The following is a 14,920-nucleotide window of genomic DNA, read 5'->3' as shown; positions in this document are numbered from 1 at the left end:
CAGTTTTGTTGCTAATGCCAATCCACTTCTATCATTTAGAAAGCATAAGAAGGTAGTTGTCTACATATGTATGAAGGAAGGATAAAAAGGAATAAATGGAGGGATCCTTTTGTATGGGACTGATCATGGATATTTTAGAAGGAGCCGGACTTGTGTTTCTCTTTTTGATTCTAGTAATGGCTAAAACCATACGTGATCAACAAAAAAAGAAGTGATCGCCTGCATAATTGTTATTATCTCAGTTGGTTGATATACATAATGAAAGAAATCCCCCCTTCATCCTAATTCATGAAGGGGGGATTTCTTTCGTGTCTGCCTGACATTGAATTAGTGTCCAAGCGAACGCAGGATAAATTCAACGAGAAAGACCATGGCAATACATACAACGGGCACTGTTAGTTCTCTTTGCTTACCAATGGCGAATTTCACAATTGGATAAGCGATAAAACCGAAAGCCATCCCATCTGCGATCGAATACGTAAACGGGATCATGACGATTATTAAGAAGGCAGGCATTGTTTCTGATAGGTTTCCAAATGGAATATACTTAATGTTCTGTACCATTAGAGAACCGACAATGATTAAGATCGGGCTGATTGCTGTAGGGGGAACCATGCTGATCCACGGAAGTAGAAACAGCGTACCTAGAAACAACGTGGCCATCGTTAATGCAGCTTTTCCTGACTTTCCTCCGGAAGCAATCACCGCTGCGCTTTCTGCTGAAGAAACGGTGGGAGAAGTGCCGAAGAATCCGCTGAATAAAGCTGAAAATGCTATGGCCTGATAGGAGCGTTTAAATTTATCCTCCTGGTTCAGCATATCGAGCTGGCCGTGAATAAGCCCCATATTTTCAAAAATGAGCACAATAGCCAGAGGGAAGACCGCCATCCAAAAACTAAACTCTCCAATGTGTTCAAAGGAAGGGAGAATGATCCACGTTTGATCTTGGAAATCCAGCGAAGCCCCTGGTGAGTGGAGAATCCCGGTAAACTTAGCAATCAGAGTTCCTGCAATCATACTAATTAAGAAATTTCCGGGTACATTTCTCACAAATAGAAAAATGGCTATAAACAACGTCAACAGACTGGTTAAGACGATCGCAGAAGAAGGATTACCCAATGCGATTAATGAATGGTCACCTCTTACGACTAATCCGCCTTTTTCAAGACCAATAAGAGTAAGGAATAAGCCAAGTCCTACCGTAATTGCGTGTTTCAATGAATCAGGAATAGCTCGTTTCAGCCAATTGCCTAATCGAGTAAAGGCTGTGATCAGAAATAGAATAGCAGCTACAACTACTACTGCGAGTCCCTCGTCAAACTTTAGACCTCCGCTTTCTACAATTGAGTAAGCAAATAAGGCATTGACTCCCATGCCGGGAATAAGAACCATCGGTGCTTTTGCGTATAAGGCCATAATCAAGCAGCCAACAGAGCTTGCAAGAATCGTAGCTACCATTCCGCTTTGTAATGGCAGCCCGGCACTTTCGAGAATTTGACTATTAACGGCAACAATGTAAACCGTAGTAAAATAACCGATCATGCCTGCCATAATCTCCTTTTGCAAGTTCGATGGGCCTGCATTATGCTTATGCAGCATATAAATCGCCTCTATGAAATTATCCCTCTCCCGCCCGGTTACCGAGTAACCCACAAATATTGATTGTACCCTTAAAGCTTCACAGAATCAATCATACATAGAATTTTTAACGAATTTTATAATTGCCTTCTGTCTTTTTATGATAAGATAGAAGAGGTTTTGGACTAGATAGGTAAGCGTTTTCTCGTTAAAATAGAAGAGAGTACTATAGGGATGGTGAAGTTAAGATGAAATATAGATCCGTTTTTGATATTATTGGACCGGTTATGATTGGTCCTTCCAGTTCACATACAGCCGGTGCGGCAAGAATCGGCCGTGCTGCAAGGCACTTATTCGGACGTGAGCCTAAATATGCTCATGTCCACTTATATGGTTCTTTTGCCAAAACTTATAAAGGTCATGGCACTGATGTAGCGATTGTAGGAGGATTACTTGATTATGATACAGATGATACCCGTATCGGTAAGGCACTGGAAACAGCCAGAGCGGGGGGGATGAAAGTTCGTTTTCATGAAGAAGACGCCCACACCGATCACCCGAATACGGCTCGTTTAAAAATAGGCGATGATGATGGAGAACTTGAGCTTGTAGGAATTTCCATCGGCGGAGGAAAAGCGGAGATCACCGAGTTAAATGGTTTTGAACTCCGGCTGTCCGGGAACCATCCGGCGATTCTTCTTATCCATAATGACCGTTACGGAGCGATTGCTTCGTCGACAGCTATATTGGCGAAAAATCAAATCAACATTGGACGCATGGAAATGTCCCGTAAAGCTCAAGGGGAACAAGCGCTGATGGTCATTGAAGTAGATCAGAATGTAGAAGATTCGGTTTTAAATGAACTTGAACGTGCAGATCATATTATACAAGTAGCTAAAATCTCAGATTAGAGAAGAGAAAGGGGCAGGCAGATGTTTAGAAATGTAGCAGAATTAGTGGAACTTGCTGAAAGTGAAGGCATTCAAATATCGGAAGTTATGATTCGCCAGGAGATGGAAGTAAAGCAGCTTACCAGAGAACAAGTGGTGGGGCAGATGGAGAAAAACCTCGACGTAATGGAAAAAGCGATTGAAGACGGGCTGAAAGGGGTAAAATCCCACAGTGGATTAACCGGCGGAGATGCGGTGTTAATTCAAAACTATATGAAAAATCATACTCCACTATCAGGAAATCTTTTGATGGATGCCGTAAGTAAAGCAGTGGCAACCAATGAAGTTAATGCTGCTATGGGTACCATTTGCGCCACTCCCACTGCTGGAAGTGCGGGATGTGTACCAGGTACTTTATTCGCGGTGAAAAATCAATTAAACCCAACCCGGGAACAAATGGTTCGTTACTTGTTTACATCCGGAGCTTTCGGATTTGTCGTAGCTAACAATGCCTCCATTTCAGGAGCTGCAGGCGGTTGTCAGGCAGAAGTGGGCTCAGCTGCAGGTATGGCTGCAGCTGCCATCGTTGAAATGGCGGGGGGAAGTCCTGCGCAGTCAGCAGAAGCCATGGCAATTACCTTGAAGAATATGCTCGGTTTAATTTGTGATCCTGTGGCTGGTTTAGTAGAAGTTCCTTGTGTAAAACGGAATGCAATCGGGGCTTCTAACTCCGTAGTGGCGGCTGATATGGCTTTAGCGGGAGTGACAAGCCGGATTCCTTGTGATGAAGTAATCGACGCAATGTATAAAGTTGGTCAACGTATGCCTTCTGCATTCCGGGAAACTGCACAGGGAGGTTTAGCTGCCACACCGACAGGAAGAGAGCTAGAAGCTAAAGTCTATGGAATATCATTAAAGAGAGAGTGAGTGAAGGTTTTGTTAAGTCAGCCAATTAGTGAAGTAAAAGGGGTAGGGGAGAAGCTGGAAACTCATTTGCACGAATTAGGACTTTATACGGTCGAGGATCTGCTTTTCTATTTTCCTTATCGTTACGACTCCTATGAAGTTAAGCCTTTAACAGAATTGGCTCATAATGAACATGCTACGATTGAAGGGGAGGTTGTTTCAGAGCCTTCCCTTAGCTTTTTTGGCAGAAAGAAATCCAGGTTAACGATGACACTGCAAGTCGATCAATTTGCAGTGAAAGCCGTTATGTTTAACCGTGCTTTTGCCAAGAAACAACTACAGCCTGGTGACACAGTTACCGTCACGGGGAAGTGGGATCAGCAAAGGCTGCAAATTACAGTAAGTCAATATAAAAAGGGCGAGTCCAAATCTCAGGAACCCATTCAGCCGGTTTATTCTCTAAAAGAAAGTGTAACACTTAAAACCCTTCGGAAAATTATTAAAGCGGCACTGGACAATTATCTGGACCACGTGCAGGAAATTCTGCCCGAGGCTATAAGAGAGTCCTACAAACTTCCTGACAGGAAGAGTGCCTTGAGACAAATGCATTATCCAGAAAACAGAGTGTTATTAAAGCACGCCAAACGAAGATTTATCTATGAAGAATTTCTATTGTTTCAACTGAAAATGCAGCTACTAAGAAAAAAACATAAAGAAGCTACCACAGGGAATGCGCAGGATTATGATAATAATCAATTGACAGAGTTTGTCCAATCCTTTCCTTTTGAACTGACTTCCGCACAGAAAAAAGCATTAGCGGAGATCCTGGCTGATTTAAAGAATCCGCATCGTATGAATCGGCTGCTTCAAGGGGACGTAGGGTCTGGTAAAACCGCCGTAGCTGCTATTGGATTATATGCATCGATTACTTCTGGACATCAAGGGTCTTTAATGGTGCCAACTGAAATTTTGGCAGAGCAGCATTATCAATCTCTTTCGGAGATGTTTGAAGACCGAGCGAAGATTGCCTTGTTAACCGGATCTATTAAAGGCAAGCGCAGACGGGAAATTCTCGAATCCGTTCGAACAGGTCAAGTGGATATCTTAATAGGCACGCATGCTTTAATCCAGGAAGAAGTAGTATTTCACGATTTAGGATTCGTTATTGTCGATGAACAGCACCGGTTTGGCGTGAATCAACGTCGTATATTGAGGGACAAGGGATTACATCCTGACGTATTATTTATGACTGCTACTCCTATTCCGAGAACATTAGCCATCACTGCGTTTGGAGATATGGACGTATCGGTCATTGATGAAATGCCTGCCGGCCGTAAGCCAGTAGAAACTTACTGGGTGAAAGGACAGATGACGAACCGTGTATTATCGTTTATACAAAAAGAGATAGGAAAAGGGCACCAAGCCTATGTAATCTGCCCTTTGATTGAGGAATCTGATCAGCTGGACATTCAGAATGCTGTGGATCTTCACGGTCAGCTGGCATCTATTTATGAACCTGACATTTCAGTAGGGCTTATGCATGGCAGGCTGCATAATGATGAGAAAGAAGAAGTAATGAAGCAGTTTGCCGGCGGAGATTTGCAAGTTCTAGTATCGACTACCGTTGTAGAGGTTGGCGTTAACGTTCCAAATGCAACTTTGATGGTTATCTATGATGCCGAGAGGTTCGGGCTGTCTCAGCTCCACCAGCTGCGTGGACGAGTAGGAAGAGGAGCGGAGCAAAGTTATTGTATTTTACTTGCCGATCCAAAAGGGGACGTAGGTAAGGAAAGAATGAAAATCATGACTGAAACTACTGATGGCTTTGAACTTTCAGAACAGGACTTAAAATTACGAGGGCCAGGGGATTTCTTTGGAAGAAAGCAAAGCGGCCTGCCGGAGTTTAAAGTTGGCGACATGGTCCATGATTACAGGGCACTAGAAACGGCAAGAAGAGATGCTTCCGATATTATTCACCATAAAAGTTTGGAAACGGAAGCCTATAAAGCGATTAATGACATTCTTAATTCAGATGAACACCTTGCGGGGGAAGTTCTAGACTAGTTTAAATAATCATTGCTGCTTGACGCATAGGATAGGAGAGAGAGCTTTTCAAAAACTGATTATAAAAGCTCTTCTTCAAATTTATGTTGTCACAGGAGTGGAGAACGATGCTTAAACCGAACCATCTATGCCCTGGAGATGTGGTGGGTGTGATAGCACCAGCTGGTCCGCCTGACTTGAAGCAGCTGCAGCAAGGGGTGCGTTATCTAAAGTCACTAGGTTTGCAAGTGTGTCTCGGACAGACGGTCAGGTTAAAAAAGGGTTATCTCTCCGGAACGGATGAAGAACGGTTATCGGATCTTCATTATATGTTCCAGAATCCTCAAATTAAAGCTGTCTTCTGCGCGCGTGGCGGGTATGGAACGGCAAGAATAGCGGAGCAGGTCAATTATGAACTGATTCGCTGCCATCCTAAAATCTTTTGGGGCTACAGCGATATTACTTACCTTCATACCGCTATTCGCCAATACAGCGGTCTCATTACTTTTCACGGCCCGATGATTGCCTCCGAGTGGACAGAGACTGACATCATATCTTTTCGCCAATTATTTACACCGGTGGAAATCGTCTATACCTCGGCTGTTTCTTCACTGCAGGTCATAAAACCCGGGCGAGCAAACGGCAGAATTGTTGGAGGGAACTTAACTCTCTTAACAGACTCTTTGGGCACGCCTTTTGAAATTCAAACAGCGGGAAATATTTTATTTATGGAAGAAGTAGATGAACCGCTCTATCGAATCGATGCCATGCTCAATCATCTCCGCCTCGCAGGCAAGTTTAGCAGTGTAGCAGGGATAGCCTTGGGGGAGTTTACGACGGATAAGCAGGATGAAGCGCAATATCATAGTGAGCTGAACGATTTATTTGTTCACTATTTCCACAACTGTGCAGTGCCGGTGGTCCAGGGGTTTTCTATGGGGCATGGCCAGCCTAATTTTGGATTTCCATTAGGAGCAAGAGCTGTTATGAACACTTGTTTCCCTTTATTGAGTATTGAACCAGGGATTTCTTAAGCACTGGAGCCGTATGCTCCTTCCTTGCGTAAATGAAACAGGTATTATATATTACTATTAGTACCTAGTCATAAATTGCTTGATTTTTGTAAGGTTACGGACGGTGGAATAAAATGAAAAGATCAAAGAAAACGAGACAGCAGGAACTTCAGGAAACCATTCAAACTACTCCTTTTATTACGGATGAAGAACTTGCCAGACAGTTTGACGTTAGTATTCAAACGATTCGTTTAGATCGAACGGAGCTGTCTATCCCTGAGCTGAGAGAAAGAATAAAGTCAGTTGCTGAACTAGGGTGGCAAGAGACGGTCAAGGCTCTTCCCATTGAAGAAGTTATTGGCGAAGTTGTGGATTTGGAGCTGGACCGGCGCGCTATTTCGATTTTGGATATAAAGCAAGAACATGTTTTTTCCCGAAATAATATCGCCCGGGGCCATCATTTATTTGCTCAGGCTAATTCACTTGCAGTAGCGGTCATTAACGATGAACTTGCGCTGACTGCCCGTTCTAGGATTGAATTCACCCGCCAAGTTAATCTTGGTGAACGGGTAATCGCCCATGCAGAGGTTCAGGGAGAGGATGAGAAAGGCAGGTCTATTGTACTAGTTCATAGTTTTGTAGAGGATGAAGAAGTGTTTACCGGTTCATTTGAAATGTTTCGTTCGAACCAATAAAGGAGCTTGATAGAAGATGAAACTTGCTATAGATGCTATGGGCGGCGACCATGCACCCGAAGAAATTGTTAAGGGAGCGGTCCAGGCGGCGAAGTCTATTCCGAATTTGACCATCACGTTAATTGGGGATGAAGAGAAGATTCGGCCGTTTTTAAATAATGAGAAAAATATTACGATTATACATACGACAGAAGTGATTACTTCAGAAGATGAACCAGTCCGGGCTGTTCGGAGAAAGAAAAATGCCTCGATGGTTCTTATGGCCAATGAAGTCAAAGAAGGGCGTGCTGATGGCTGTATTTCTGCAGGAAATACAGGTGCTCTTATGAGTGCGGGGCTGTTCATTATTGGACGAATGCCGGGAGTGGATCGTCCCGCTCTCAGTCCTACGCTGCCCACTCAGGACGGACAGGGTTTCTTGATGCTGGATGTTGGCGCAAACGTAGATGCGAAACCAGAGCATCTATTACAATACGCGGTTATTGGATCCATTTATGCAGAGAAAGTCAGGAATATTAATAAACCGCGAGTTGGATTGCTCAATGTCGGTACAGAAGATGGAAAAGGCAGCGATCTGACGAAGAAAGCTTTTCAGCTTATGAAGGAGGCGCCTATTCATTTTATTGGAAATGTTGAATCCCGTGATTTATTAGACGGAGCGGCAGATGTCGTAGTAACAGATGGCTTTACTGGAAATGTTGCACTTAAAACAATCGAAGGTACGGCATTAACCATGTTTTCCATGATGAAAAAAACCTTTATGTCTAGTTTAAAGACTAAACTGGCGGCGGGGTTAGTTAAGAAGGATTTGAAAAAACTCCAGACTCAGCTCGACTATTCGGAGTACGGAGGAGCAGGGTTATTTGGGCTGTCAGCGCCTGTCATTAAAGCCCATGGTTCTTCAAACCAGCGGGCTGTTTATAATGCCATTCGCCAAGCCTGCCAAATGGTGGAACGAGATGTTACGACTACCATTACTACTATGCTGAATGAATTACATACAAAGGAGGAAGACGCATGAAACGCACAGCTTTTATATTCCCAGGTCAAGGTTCCCAGGCGGTCGGCATGGGAGAGGAAATGTACAAAAAATATGAGAGTGTAAAACAACTGTTTGACGAAGCGGATAAAGCTTTAGGTTTTTCTTTGACAAAGTTAATGTTTGAAGGCTCATCCGAGGAACTAACGAAAACGGAAAATGCACAGCCTGCTCTGTTGCTAAACAGTGTAGCTGCAGCAAAAGTACTGGAGGAAGAAGGCATTCGCCCGGTAGTAACTGCAGGGCACAGTTTAGGAGAGTACAGTGCTTTAGTAACGGCGGGAGCTATTACCCCGATCGAAGCGGTAAAGCTCGTCCATACACGAGGCAAGCTAATGGAAGAGGCTTACCCGACTGGCAAGGGTGCAATGGCAGCCGTTTTAGGATTGTCCAGTGAGGCGATTGAATCTGTTCTAGCGGATCTAGAAGAGACGGAAACCGTCGATTTAGCGAATATCAACTGTCCCGGCCAAATTGTTATTTCAGGTACTAAAGAGGGCGTATCTATCGCTTCTGCACAGCTTAAAGAGGCAGGAGCAAAGCGGGTGCTTCCACTAAATGTAAGCGGACCTTTTCATTCCAGACTTATGGAACCTGCAAGTGAAGAATTTGCCTCTCACTTGTCACGGGCAGATATTCAATCGGCTGAAATTCCTGTCTACGCAAATGTAACAGCTGCCCCCGTTCAAGAGGCAGAGCAAATTGAAAAACTCCTAATAGAACAATTGTATTCCCCTGTCCGATTTCAGGAAATCCTGGAGTCCTTTGCAGAACAGGAGTTGGATGCTATTGTGGAGGTAGGACATGGCAAAGTACTGAGTGGTCTTGTGAAAAAAGTCCAGAGAAGAGCGAAAACATTTTCTATCCAGGATCCCCAGTCCTTAGAGGATTTTATTAGCTGGGCGAAGGAGGAATCTTAATGCTTAGTGAACAAGCAGCGCTGGTGACTGGTGCTTCAAGAGGTATCGGCCGGGCAATTGCATTGGAACTTGCAGCTAAAGGAGCAAAAGTAGCCGTTAACTTTGCTGGAAGTGAAGGTAAAGCAGAAGAAGTCGTACAGGAAATTAAGAACCTCGGCGGTGAAGCGATTAAGATTCAAGCGAATGTCTCAAATAGTGATGATGTAAAGCGCATGATCAAAACGGCAGTCGATGAATTTGGTCGTCTGGATATTCTTGTGAATAACGCTGGCATCACAAGAGATAACCTGCTTATGAGGATGAAGGAAGAAGAATTTGACGAAGTAATAGATATAAATTTAAAAGGTGTCTTCCTATGTACGAAAGCCGTGACCCGGCAGATGATGAAACAAAAATATGGCAGGATCATCAACATTGCCTCGATTGTAGGAGTTTCCGGCAATCCTGGACAAGCAAACTATGTGGCTGCGAAGGCAGGCGTGATCGGTTTAACAAAGTCAGCAGCTAAAGAATTAGCTGCACGAAATATTCAAGTAAATGCTGTAGCTCCTGGATTTATCTCTACGGATATGACTGATGCCCTTACAGAAGAGCAGCGTAAAAAGATGCTTGAGATGATTCCGCTCAACCGATTGGGAAGTGCGGAAGACGTCAGCCGTGTGGTCAGATTTCTGGCAACAGAAGATGCTGCTTACATGACTGGTCAGACCTTGCATGTAGATGGCGGAATGGTGATGTGAAAAATCATCTGGTTTTCCGCTGAGAAATTTACTATAATAACTGAAGGGAGGTGAAGTTCCAATGGCAGATACATTTGATCGTGTAAAACAAATAATTGTAGATCGTCTAGATGTAGAAGAATCTAAGGTTAAAATGGAAGCTTCCTTCAAAGAAGATTTAGAAGCAGACTCTCTTGATGTCGTTGAGTTAGTAATGGAGCTTGAAGACGAGTTTGATATGGAAATCTCTGATGAAGAAGCTGAAAAAATTAATACAGTTGGCGATGCTGTGAATTACATAAGCAGCCAAATCTAACTTGGGAATTGCTGTCTGCTTTGTGCAGGCAGCCTTTCTGTATCATTGATTTTATAGTAAAGGACAAGGTGAGTTATGGACGATTTTTCCAGTTTCCAGAAAAAAATAGATATCTCATTTAATGATGTATCGATACTGGAACAGGCTTTTACCCATTCATCTTATGTGAATGAGCATCGTAAAAAAGATCGAGAAGATAACGAGCGGCTGGAATTTTTGGGGGATGCTGTGCTTGAACTGGGCGTATCCCAATATTTATACCGCGAATTTCCGGATATGGCTGAAGGAGAATTAACGAAATTCAGAGCTTCAATCGTTTGTGAAATTTCACTTGTGCAATTTGCGAATGAATTGAATTTTCAAGAATTGATTCTGCTTGGCAAAGGAGAAGAAATGACAGGCGGTAGGAATCGCCCTGCACTTCTTGCTGACGTATTCGAGGCTTTCATTGGAGCGCTGTATCTCGATCGAGGGTTTGACCAGGTGATACGTTTTTTAGAAGCATATGTCTATCCGAAAATAAAAAAAGGTGCTTTTTCTCATGCGATGGATTTCAAGAGTCAACTACAAGAATATATACAACGGGATAACAACAGTAAAATTGAATACGAGATCGTAGAAGAAAGAGGACCGGCCCACAGCCGTGAGTTTATTGCACATGTTCGTGTACAAGGGGAAACGGCAGGGATCGGTATTGGCAGAACAAAGAAAGAAGCTGAACAAAAAGCAGCAGAGCAAGCCATCATTAATCATTCGAGTTCATAATAAAAGCCCGTACGGAACTTTTCCGTACGGGCTTTTATTAGCTATGATTTACGATAATGACCTAGTTCTTGAACGAAGGTCTGGATTTCGGATACACTAAGCTGACCCTTCATCTCGATAATATCATGGAGAGATTTAATCTCTTCGTAATTGGCTAAATCATAATCTTCTGGATCCATAATGGACCGGTTAACCACTTGCAGTTTATCTGCAATTTCATTAATGATGATCGATAAATTTTCTTGGGTAGGTTCTTCTAAACTCAAAATTATTTCCTCCTTCAAAGCTCCAGTTGCGTGTAATAATTCTAATGATAAAATACTTCACAGAATTTTAAAACCCTAAAGTACTAGTATGAAGTTATTTTTATACTTTGAAGAGGTAAGAAGGTTCCTACCGTATCAGGATAGTTTATGATAAAATAAATAAGTTGAGTGAAGGAAAGTTTGTTAAATACAGGAGGATGAGTATGTTCCTCAAACGTTTAGATACAGTTGGATTTAAGTCATTTGCCGAACGAGTGTCCGTTGACTTTGTCAGCGGGGTAACCTCCGTAGTCGGTCCGAATGGCAGTGGAAAAAGTAATATCACAGATGCGATACGCTGGGTCCTGGGTGAACAGTCTGCCCGTTCTTTAAGAGGCTCAAAAATGGAAGACATTATTTTTGCAGGCAGTGATTCCAGAAAAGCATTGAATATGGCAGAAGTCACTTTAACGCTTAATAATGAGGATCAAACACTTCCGCTGGATTACCAGGAAGTAAGCGTAACAAGAAGAGTCTATCGCTCTGGTGAAAGTGAATTTTATATTAATAATCAAACTTGCCGTCTAAAGGACATTGTTGATTTATTTATGGATTCAGGTTTGGGAAGAGAAGCTTTCTCTATTATAAGTCAAGGAAAAGTAGAGGAGATTCTCAGCTCGAAGGCAGAAGAACGAAGGTCCATATTTGAAGAAGCAGCAGGAGTGCTTAAATATAAACAACGGAAAAAGAAAGCTGAGCTCAAATTAGGAGAAACTCAGGAAAACTTAAACCGCGTAGAGGATATAGTCTATGAAATAGATGGACAATTAGAGCCTCTGAAAGAACAAGCTTCAATTGCGAAAGATTATTTAGAGAAAAAGAAGGAATTAAAGCAAGTGGAAATTTCTCTACTTATCTCTCAAATAGAATCGCTTCATAAGGAATGGCAGAATATCCTTGAAGAGCTTGAACAAATTAAGCAGCAAGAGGAAGAGCTCCAGCAATCGATCGTGACGAAGCAAGAGCAGGTCGAGCAGCAGCGGGACCAAATGCAAGCGCTCGATGAGTCTATAGAAGATCTGCAGGAAACTTTGCTTGTTCTTACAAAAGACCTCGAGAATTTAGAAGGTAAGAAAGAGTTAATGAAAGAACGGCATAAACATTATGCTGAGAACAAAACGAAAATAGAAGTTGAATATAATGAGCTGCAGCAAAAGCTCGAAAAATTAAAAGCTACGCTAAAAGAAGAGTCTAGTAAATTAAAGCATTATAAATCGAATCGGAAACAGACCAAACAGGAGCTTCAACAAACGACAAAAGCACTCGATTATGGATTACAGAACATAGATGAACAAATTGAAGAATTTAAAAGTGATTACATTGAATTGTTAAATAATCAAGCTGCCAAAAGAAATGAAAAGCAACTTCTTGAACAGCAGCGTTCTCAGTTAAACAGCAAAAAAGGCAGACAGCAAGATAAATTTCACGATCTGAGAGATGAAAGGGAAAATGCAGCAGCTTCCCTTCAGCAAACGGAGAATGAGTTAATTCAAACGACTGAAGCAAGGGGACAGCTGGAGGGTGAGCTGAAAAACTTAGAGACTGCTAGTGCTCATGATGAGAAAGCTTATGAAGATTGGCAGGAAAAGTTATATAAAGGCTATCAATATTTGGAAAAGCTGCGCTCCAAAAAAGAAATGCTGGAGGAAATGAAAGAAGATTTTTCAGGCTATTTCCAAGGGGTTAGAGAAATACTTAAAGCACGTGAAAGCAATAAGATTAATGGTATAGAGGGTGCTGTGATTGAAGTCATAGATGTGCCTTCTCGTTTAATAACTGCCATTGAAACGGCCCTCGGAGCACAAGCCCAGCATGTCATCGTAAAAGATGAACAAGCAGGGAGACATGCCATCCATTGGCTGAAGCAGCATAATAAAGGAAGAGCTACGTTTCTACCTTTAACGGCAATACAGCCCCGGACTATTCAAGGGCAGGCAGCTGCTGAACTTAAGAATCTCTCAGGCTTCGTAGGGATAGCGGGAGAATTGGTAGAAGTAAACCATGCCTATCAGCGGGCCATTCAACATTTACTTGGTCATATTGTGATTGCTGATACGCTGGAGAATGCTAATGCTATAGCCAAACATTTAAATCGGAAATTCAGGATCGTAACACTCGATGGGGATGTGGTTCATCCTGGAGGATCAATGTCTGGTGGAGCTCAAAAGAAAACGAATCAATCCCTGTTTACGAGAGAGAAGGAACTCCAGGAACTAACGGAGAAAATTACTACTTTTGAAGGCAGAACTAAAGAAGTTGAAGAGAAAGTTCAGCACTTAAAAGAAGGTATTGGAACGAAACAACTGGAGACAGAACAACTTAAGCAAAAGATAACCACCGTTCGAAATGATGAATATGAACTGCAATCTTCTAAAAGAGAGCTGCAAGTGAAAGTGAACCATCTAAATGAGCAGCTGAAGCTATATGATCAAGATCAGGCGCAATACAACGAAGATCAGGATCGGGCATCTGAGAATATCAAGAAGTTAGAAGAAGAACTAAGCACTATAAGTAAGAAACTTTCAGAGATACAGAGGTCCATTGATGAGCTGAGCGCAACTAAAGATCAACAGAAGCTTGATGAAGAAAAACTACAAGGCCGCTCTCAAGAATTGCAAATACTTCTGGCAGAATTAGACTCCTCTGTGAAAAACCAGCAGGAGAAAGTAGACCGGTATGAAGAATCTTATCGGGAAGTGGAAGAACAGCTGAGCCAAAACAGACAGACTCACCAGCAGCTGATAGAAGTGGCAGAGTCAAATGAAAGCGAAGAAGATGTAGAAGCGCATATCATCCAAACAAAAGAAAGAAAAGAAGCGGCTTCTCAATTGATTCAGGAAAGAAGAAGAGAGAGAAACCAATACGGGATCAATGTTCAAGAAGCAGAAAAAATAGTAAAGGAAAAGAATCGCCTTCATGAAAATTTTGTACAGGATATTCAGCGGAAGGAAGTAAAAGCAAATAGACTGGATGTCGAACTTGAAAATCTGCTGAATTATCTGCAGGAAGAATACGTAATGACTTATGAAAAAGCGAAAAAAAATTATCCTCCCGTTGATAATGTTACCCAGGCAGCAACAGACGTAAAACTAATAAAACGGGCGATTGAAGAACTGGGTACCGTAAACCTTGGAGCTATTGATGAGTATGATCGCATTTTGCAAAGGTACGAATTCTTAACCGGTCAACAGAAAGATTTGCTGGAAGCGAAAGATACTTTGTATTCCATTATTAATGAAATGGATGAGGAGATGCAGCGCCGGTTTGAAGATACCTTTACAAAAATTAAAGCAGAATTTGAAGATGTTTTCCGGAGCTTGTTTGGCGGAGGAAAAGCAGATTTAGTCCTTACGAATCCAGAGGACCTGCTGCATACCGGGGTGGATATTGTTGCTCAGCCTCCAGGGAAGAAATTGCAGAACTTAAGTCTCCTGTCAGGCGGCGAACGAGCATTGACGGCAATAGCTTTACTTTTCTCCATTTTACGAGTAAGACCTGTACCTTTTTGTGTACTTGACGAAGTGGAAGCAGCGCTCGATGAAGCAAACGTCGATCGCTTTGCTAAATTTCTTAAAGAATTTAGTGAGAAAACACAGTTTATCGTCATTACGCACCGGAAAGGCACAATGGAAGAATCGGATGTTTTATATGGCGTAACGATGCAGGAATCAGGAGTCTCCAGACTGGTTTCGGTTAAGCTCGAGGAGACGTCAGAATTAATGGAAGTATAG

General features: G+C 42.4%; 13 protein-coding genes. 11 read left to right on the top strand and 2 right to left on the bottom strand.

All coding sequences use genetic code 11. The annotated features are described in order from the left end of the window. Nucleotides 1-327: 327 nt before the first annotated feature. Complete coding sequence (locus Q7A53_RS04760; RefSeq protein WP_411787984.1) at nucleotides 328-1,599, bottom strand: NCS2 family permease; 1,272 nt, start codon at nucleotides 1,597-1,599, stop codon at nucleotides 328-330. Nucleotides 1,600-1,826: 227 nt separating this feature from the next. On the opposite strand from Q7A53_RS04760, the gene sdaAB reads away from it, so the two are divergent. The 10 genes from sdaAB (at nucleotide 1,827) to rnc (ending at nucleotide 10,884) form a co-directional block, all read left to right on the top strand. Continuing rightward, nucleotides 1,827-2,489, top strand: a complete 663-nt coding sequence (gene sdaAB, locus Q7A53_RS04755) for an L-serine ammonia-lyase, iron-sulfur-dependent subunit beta (RefSeq protein WP_411787983.1) — start codon at nucleotides 1,827-1,829, stop codon at nucleotides 2,487-2,489. 21 nt (nucleotides 2,490-2,510) lie between these two features. After that, nucleotides 2,511-3,395, top strand: a complete 885-nt coding sequence (gene sdaAA / locus Q7A53_RS04750) for an L-serine ammonia-lyase, iron-sulfur-dependent, subunit alpha (RefSeq protein ID WP_411787982.1) — start codon at nucleotides 2,511-2,513, stop codon at nucleotides 3,393-3,395. A 9-nt stretch (nucleotides 3,396-3,404) separates the two neighbouring features. Further along, nucleotides 3,405-5,438 carry an ATP-dependent DNA helicase RecG gene (recG, locus tag Q7A53_RS04745; RefSeq protein WP_411788003.1) on the top strand — a complete coding sequence of 678 codons (2,034 nt, stop codon included), beginning with the start codon at nucleotides 3,405-3,407 and terminating at the stop codon, nucleotides 5,436-5,438. Nucleotides 5,439-5,545: 107 nt separating this feature from the next. After that, complete coding sequence (locus tag Q7A53_RS04740; protein WP_411787981.1) at nucleotides 5,546-6,451, top strand: S66 peptidase family protein; 906 nt, start codon at nucleotides 5,546-5,548, stop codon at nucleotides 6,449-6,451. A gap of 113 nt (nucleotides 6,452-6,564) precedes the next feature. Then, entirely contained in the window at nucleotides 6,565-7,125 is a 561-nt protein-coding gene (gene fapR, locus Q7A53_RS04735; protein WP_411787980.1) for a transcription factor FapR, read from the top strand. A 16-nt stretch (nucleotides 7,126-7,141) separates the two neighbouring features. Then, nucleotides 7,142-8,146, top strand: a complete 1,005-nt coding sequence (gene plsX / locus Q7A53_RS04730) for a phosphate acyltransferase PlsX (RefSeq protein WP_411787979.1) — start codon at nucleotides 7,142-7,144, stop codon at nucleotides 8,144-8,146. After that, complete coding sequence (gene fabD, locus Q7A53_RS04725) at nucleotides 8,143-9,084, top strand: ACP S-malonyltransferase (RefSeq protein WP_411787978.1); 942 nt, start codon at nucleotides 8,143-8,145, stop codon at nucleotides 9,082-9,084. The genes plsX and fabD overlap by 4 nt, the downstream gene beginning before the upstream one ends. Next, nucleotides 9,084-9,824, top strand: coding sequence for a 3-oxoacyl-[acyl-carrier-protein] reductase (gene fabG, locus Q7A53_RS04720; RefSeq protein ID WP_411787977.1), 741 nt, complete (start codon nucleotides 9,084-9,086; stop codon nucleotides 9,822-9,824). The genes fabD and fabG overlap by 1 nt, the downstream gene beginning before the upstream one ends. Before the next feature lie 61 nt (nucleotides 9,825-9,885). Further along, on the top strand, nucleotides 9,886-10,119 hold the full coding sequence (acpP, locus tag Q7A53_RS04715) for an acyl carrier protein (protein WP_411787976.1): 234 nt from the start codon (nucleotides 9,886-9,888) through the stop codon (nucleotides 10,117-10,119). A 75-nt stretch (nucleotides 10,120-10,194) separates the two neighbouring features. Further along, nucleotides 10,195-10,884 carry a ribonuclease III gene (gene rnc / locus Q7A53_RS04710; protein WP_411787975.1) on the top strand — a complete coding sequence of 230 codons (690 nt, stop codon included), beginning with the start codon at nucleotides 10,195-10,197 and terminating at the stop codon, nucleotides 10,882-10,884. Nucleotides 10,885-10,925: 41 nt separating this feature from the next. On the opposite strand, the gene Q7A53_RS04705 is transcribed toward rnc, so the two are convergent. After that, complete coding sequence (locus Q7A53_RS04705; protein WP_411787974.1) at nucleotides 10,926-11,150, bottom strand: DUF1128 domain-containing protein; 225 nt, start codon at nucleotides 11,148-11,150, stop codon at nucleotides 10,926-10,928. 203 nt (nucleotides 11,151-11,353) lie between these two features. On the opposite strand from Q7A53_RS04705, the gene smc reads away from it, so the two are divergent. Continuing rightward, nucleotides 11,354-14,920 carry a chromosome segregation protein SMC gene (gene smc, locus Q7A53_RS04700; protein WP_411787973.1) on the top strand — a complete coding sequence of 1,189 codons (3,567 nt, stop codon included), beginning with the start codon at nucleotides 11,354-11,356 and terminating at the stop codon, nucleotides 14,918-14,920.

Source organism: Halobacillus rhizosphaerae, from assembly GCF_046719735.1.
Classification (GTDB): Bacteria; Bacillota; Bacilli; order Bacillales; family Halobacillaceae; genus Halobacillus_B; species Halobacillus_B rhizosphaerae.
Note: the sequence above shows the minus strand (reverse complement) of the source record. Positions and strands in the feature narration are given on the sequence as shown.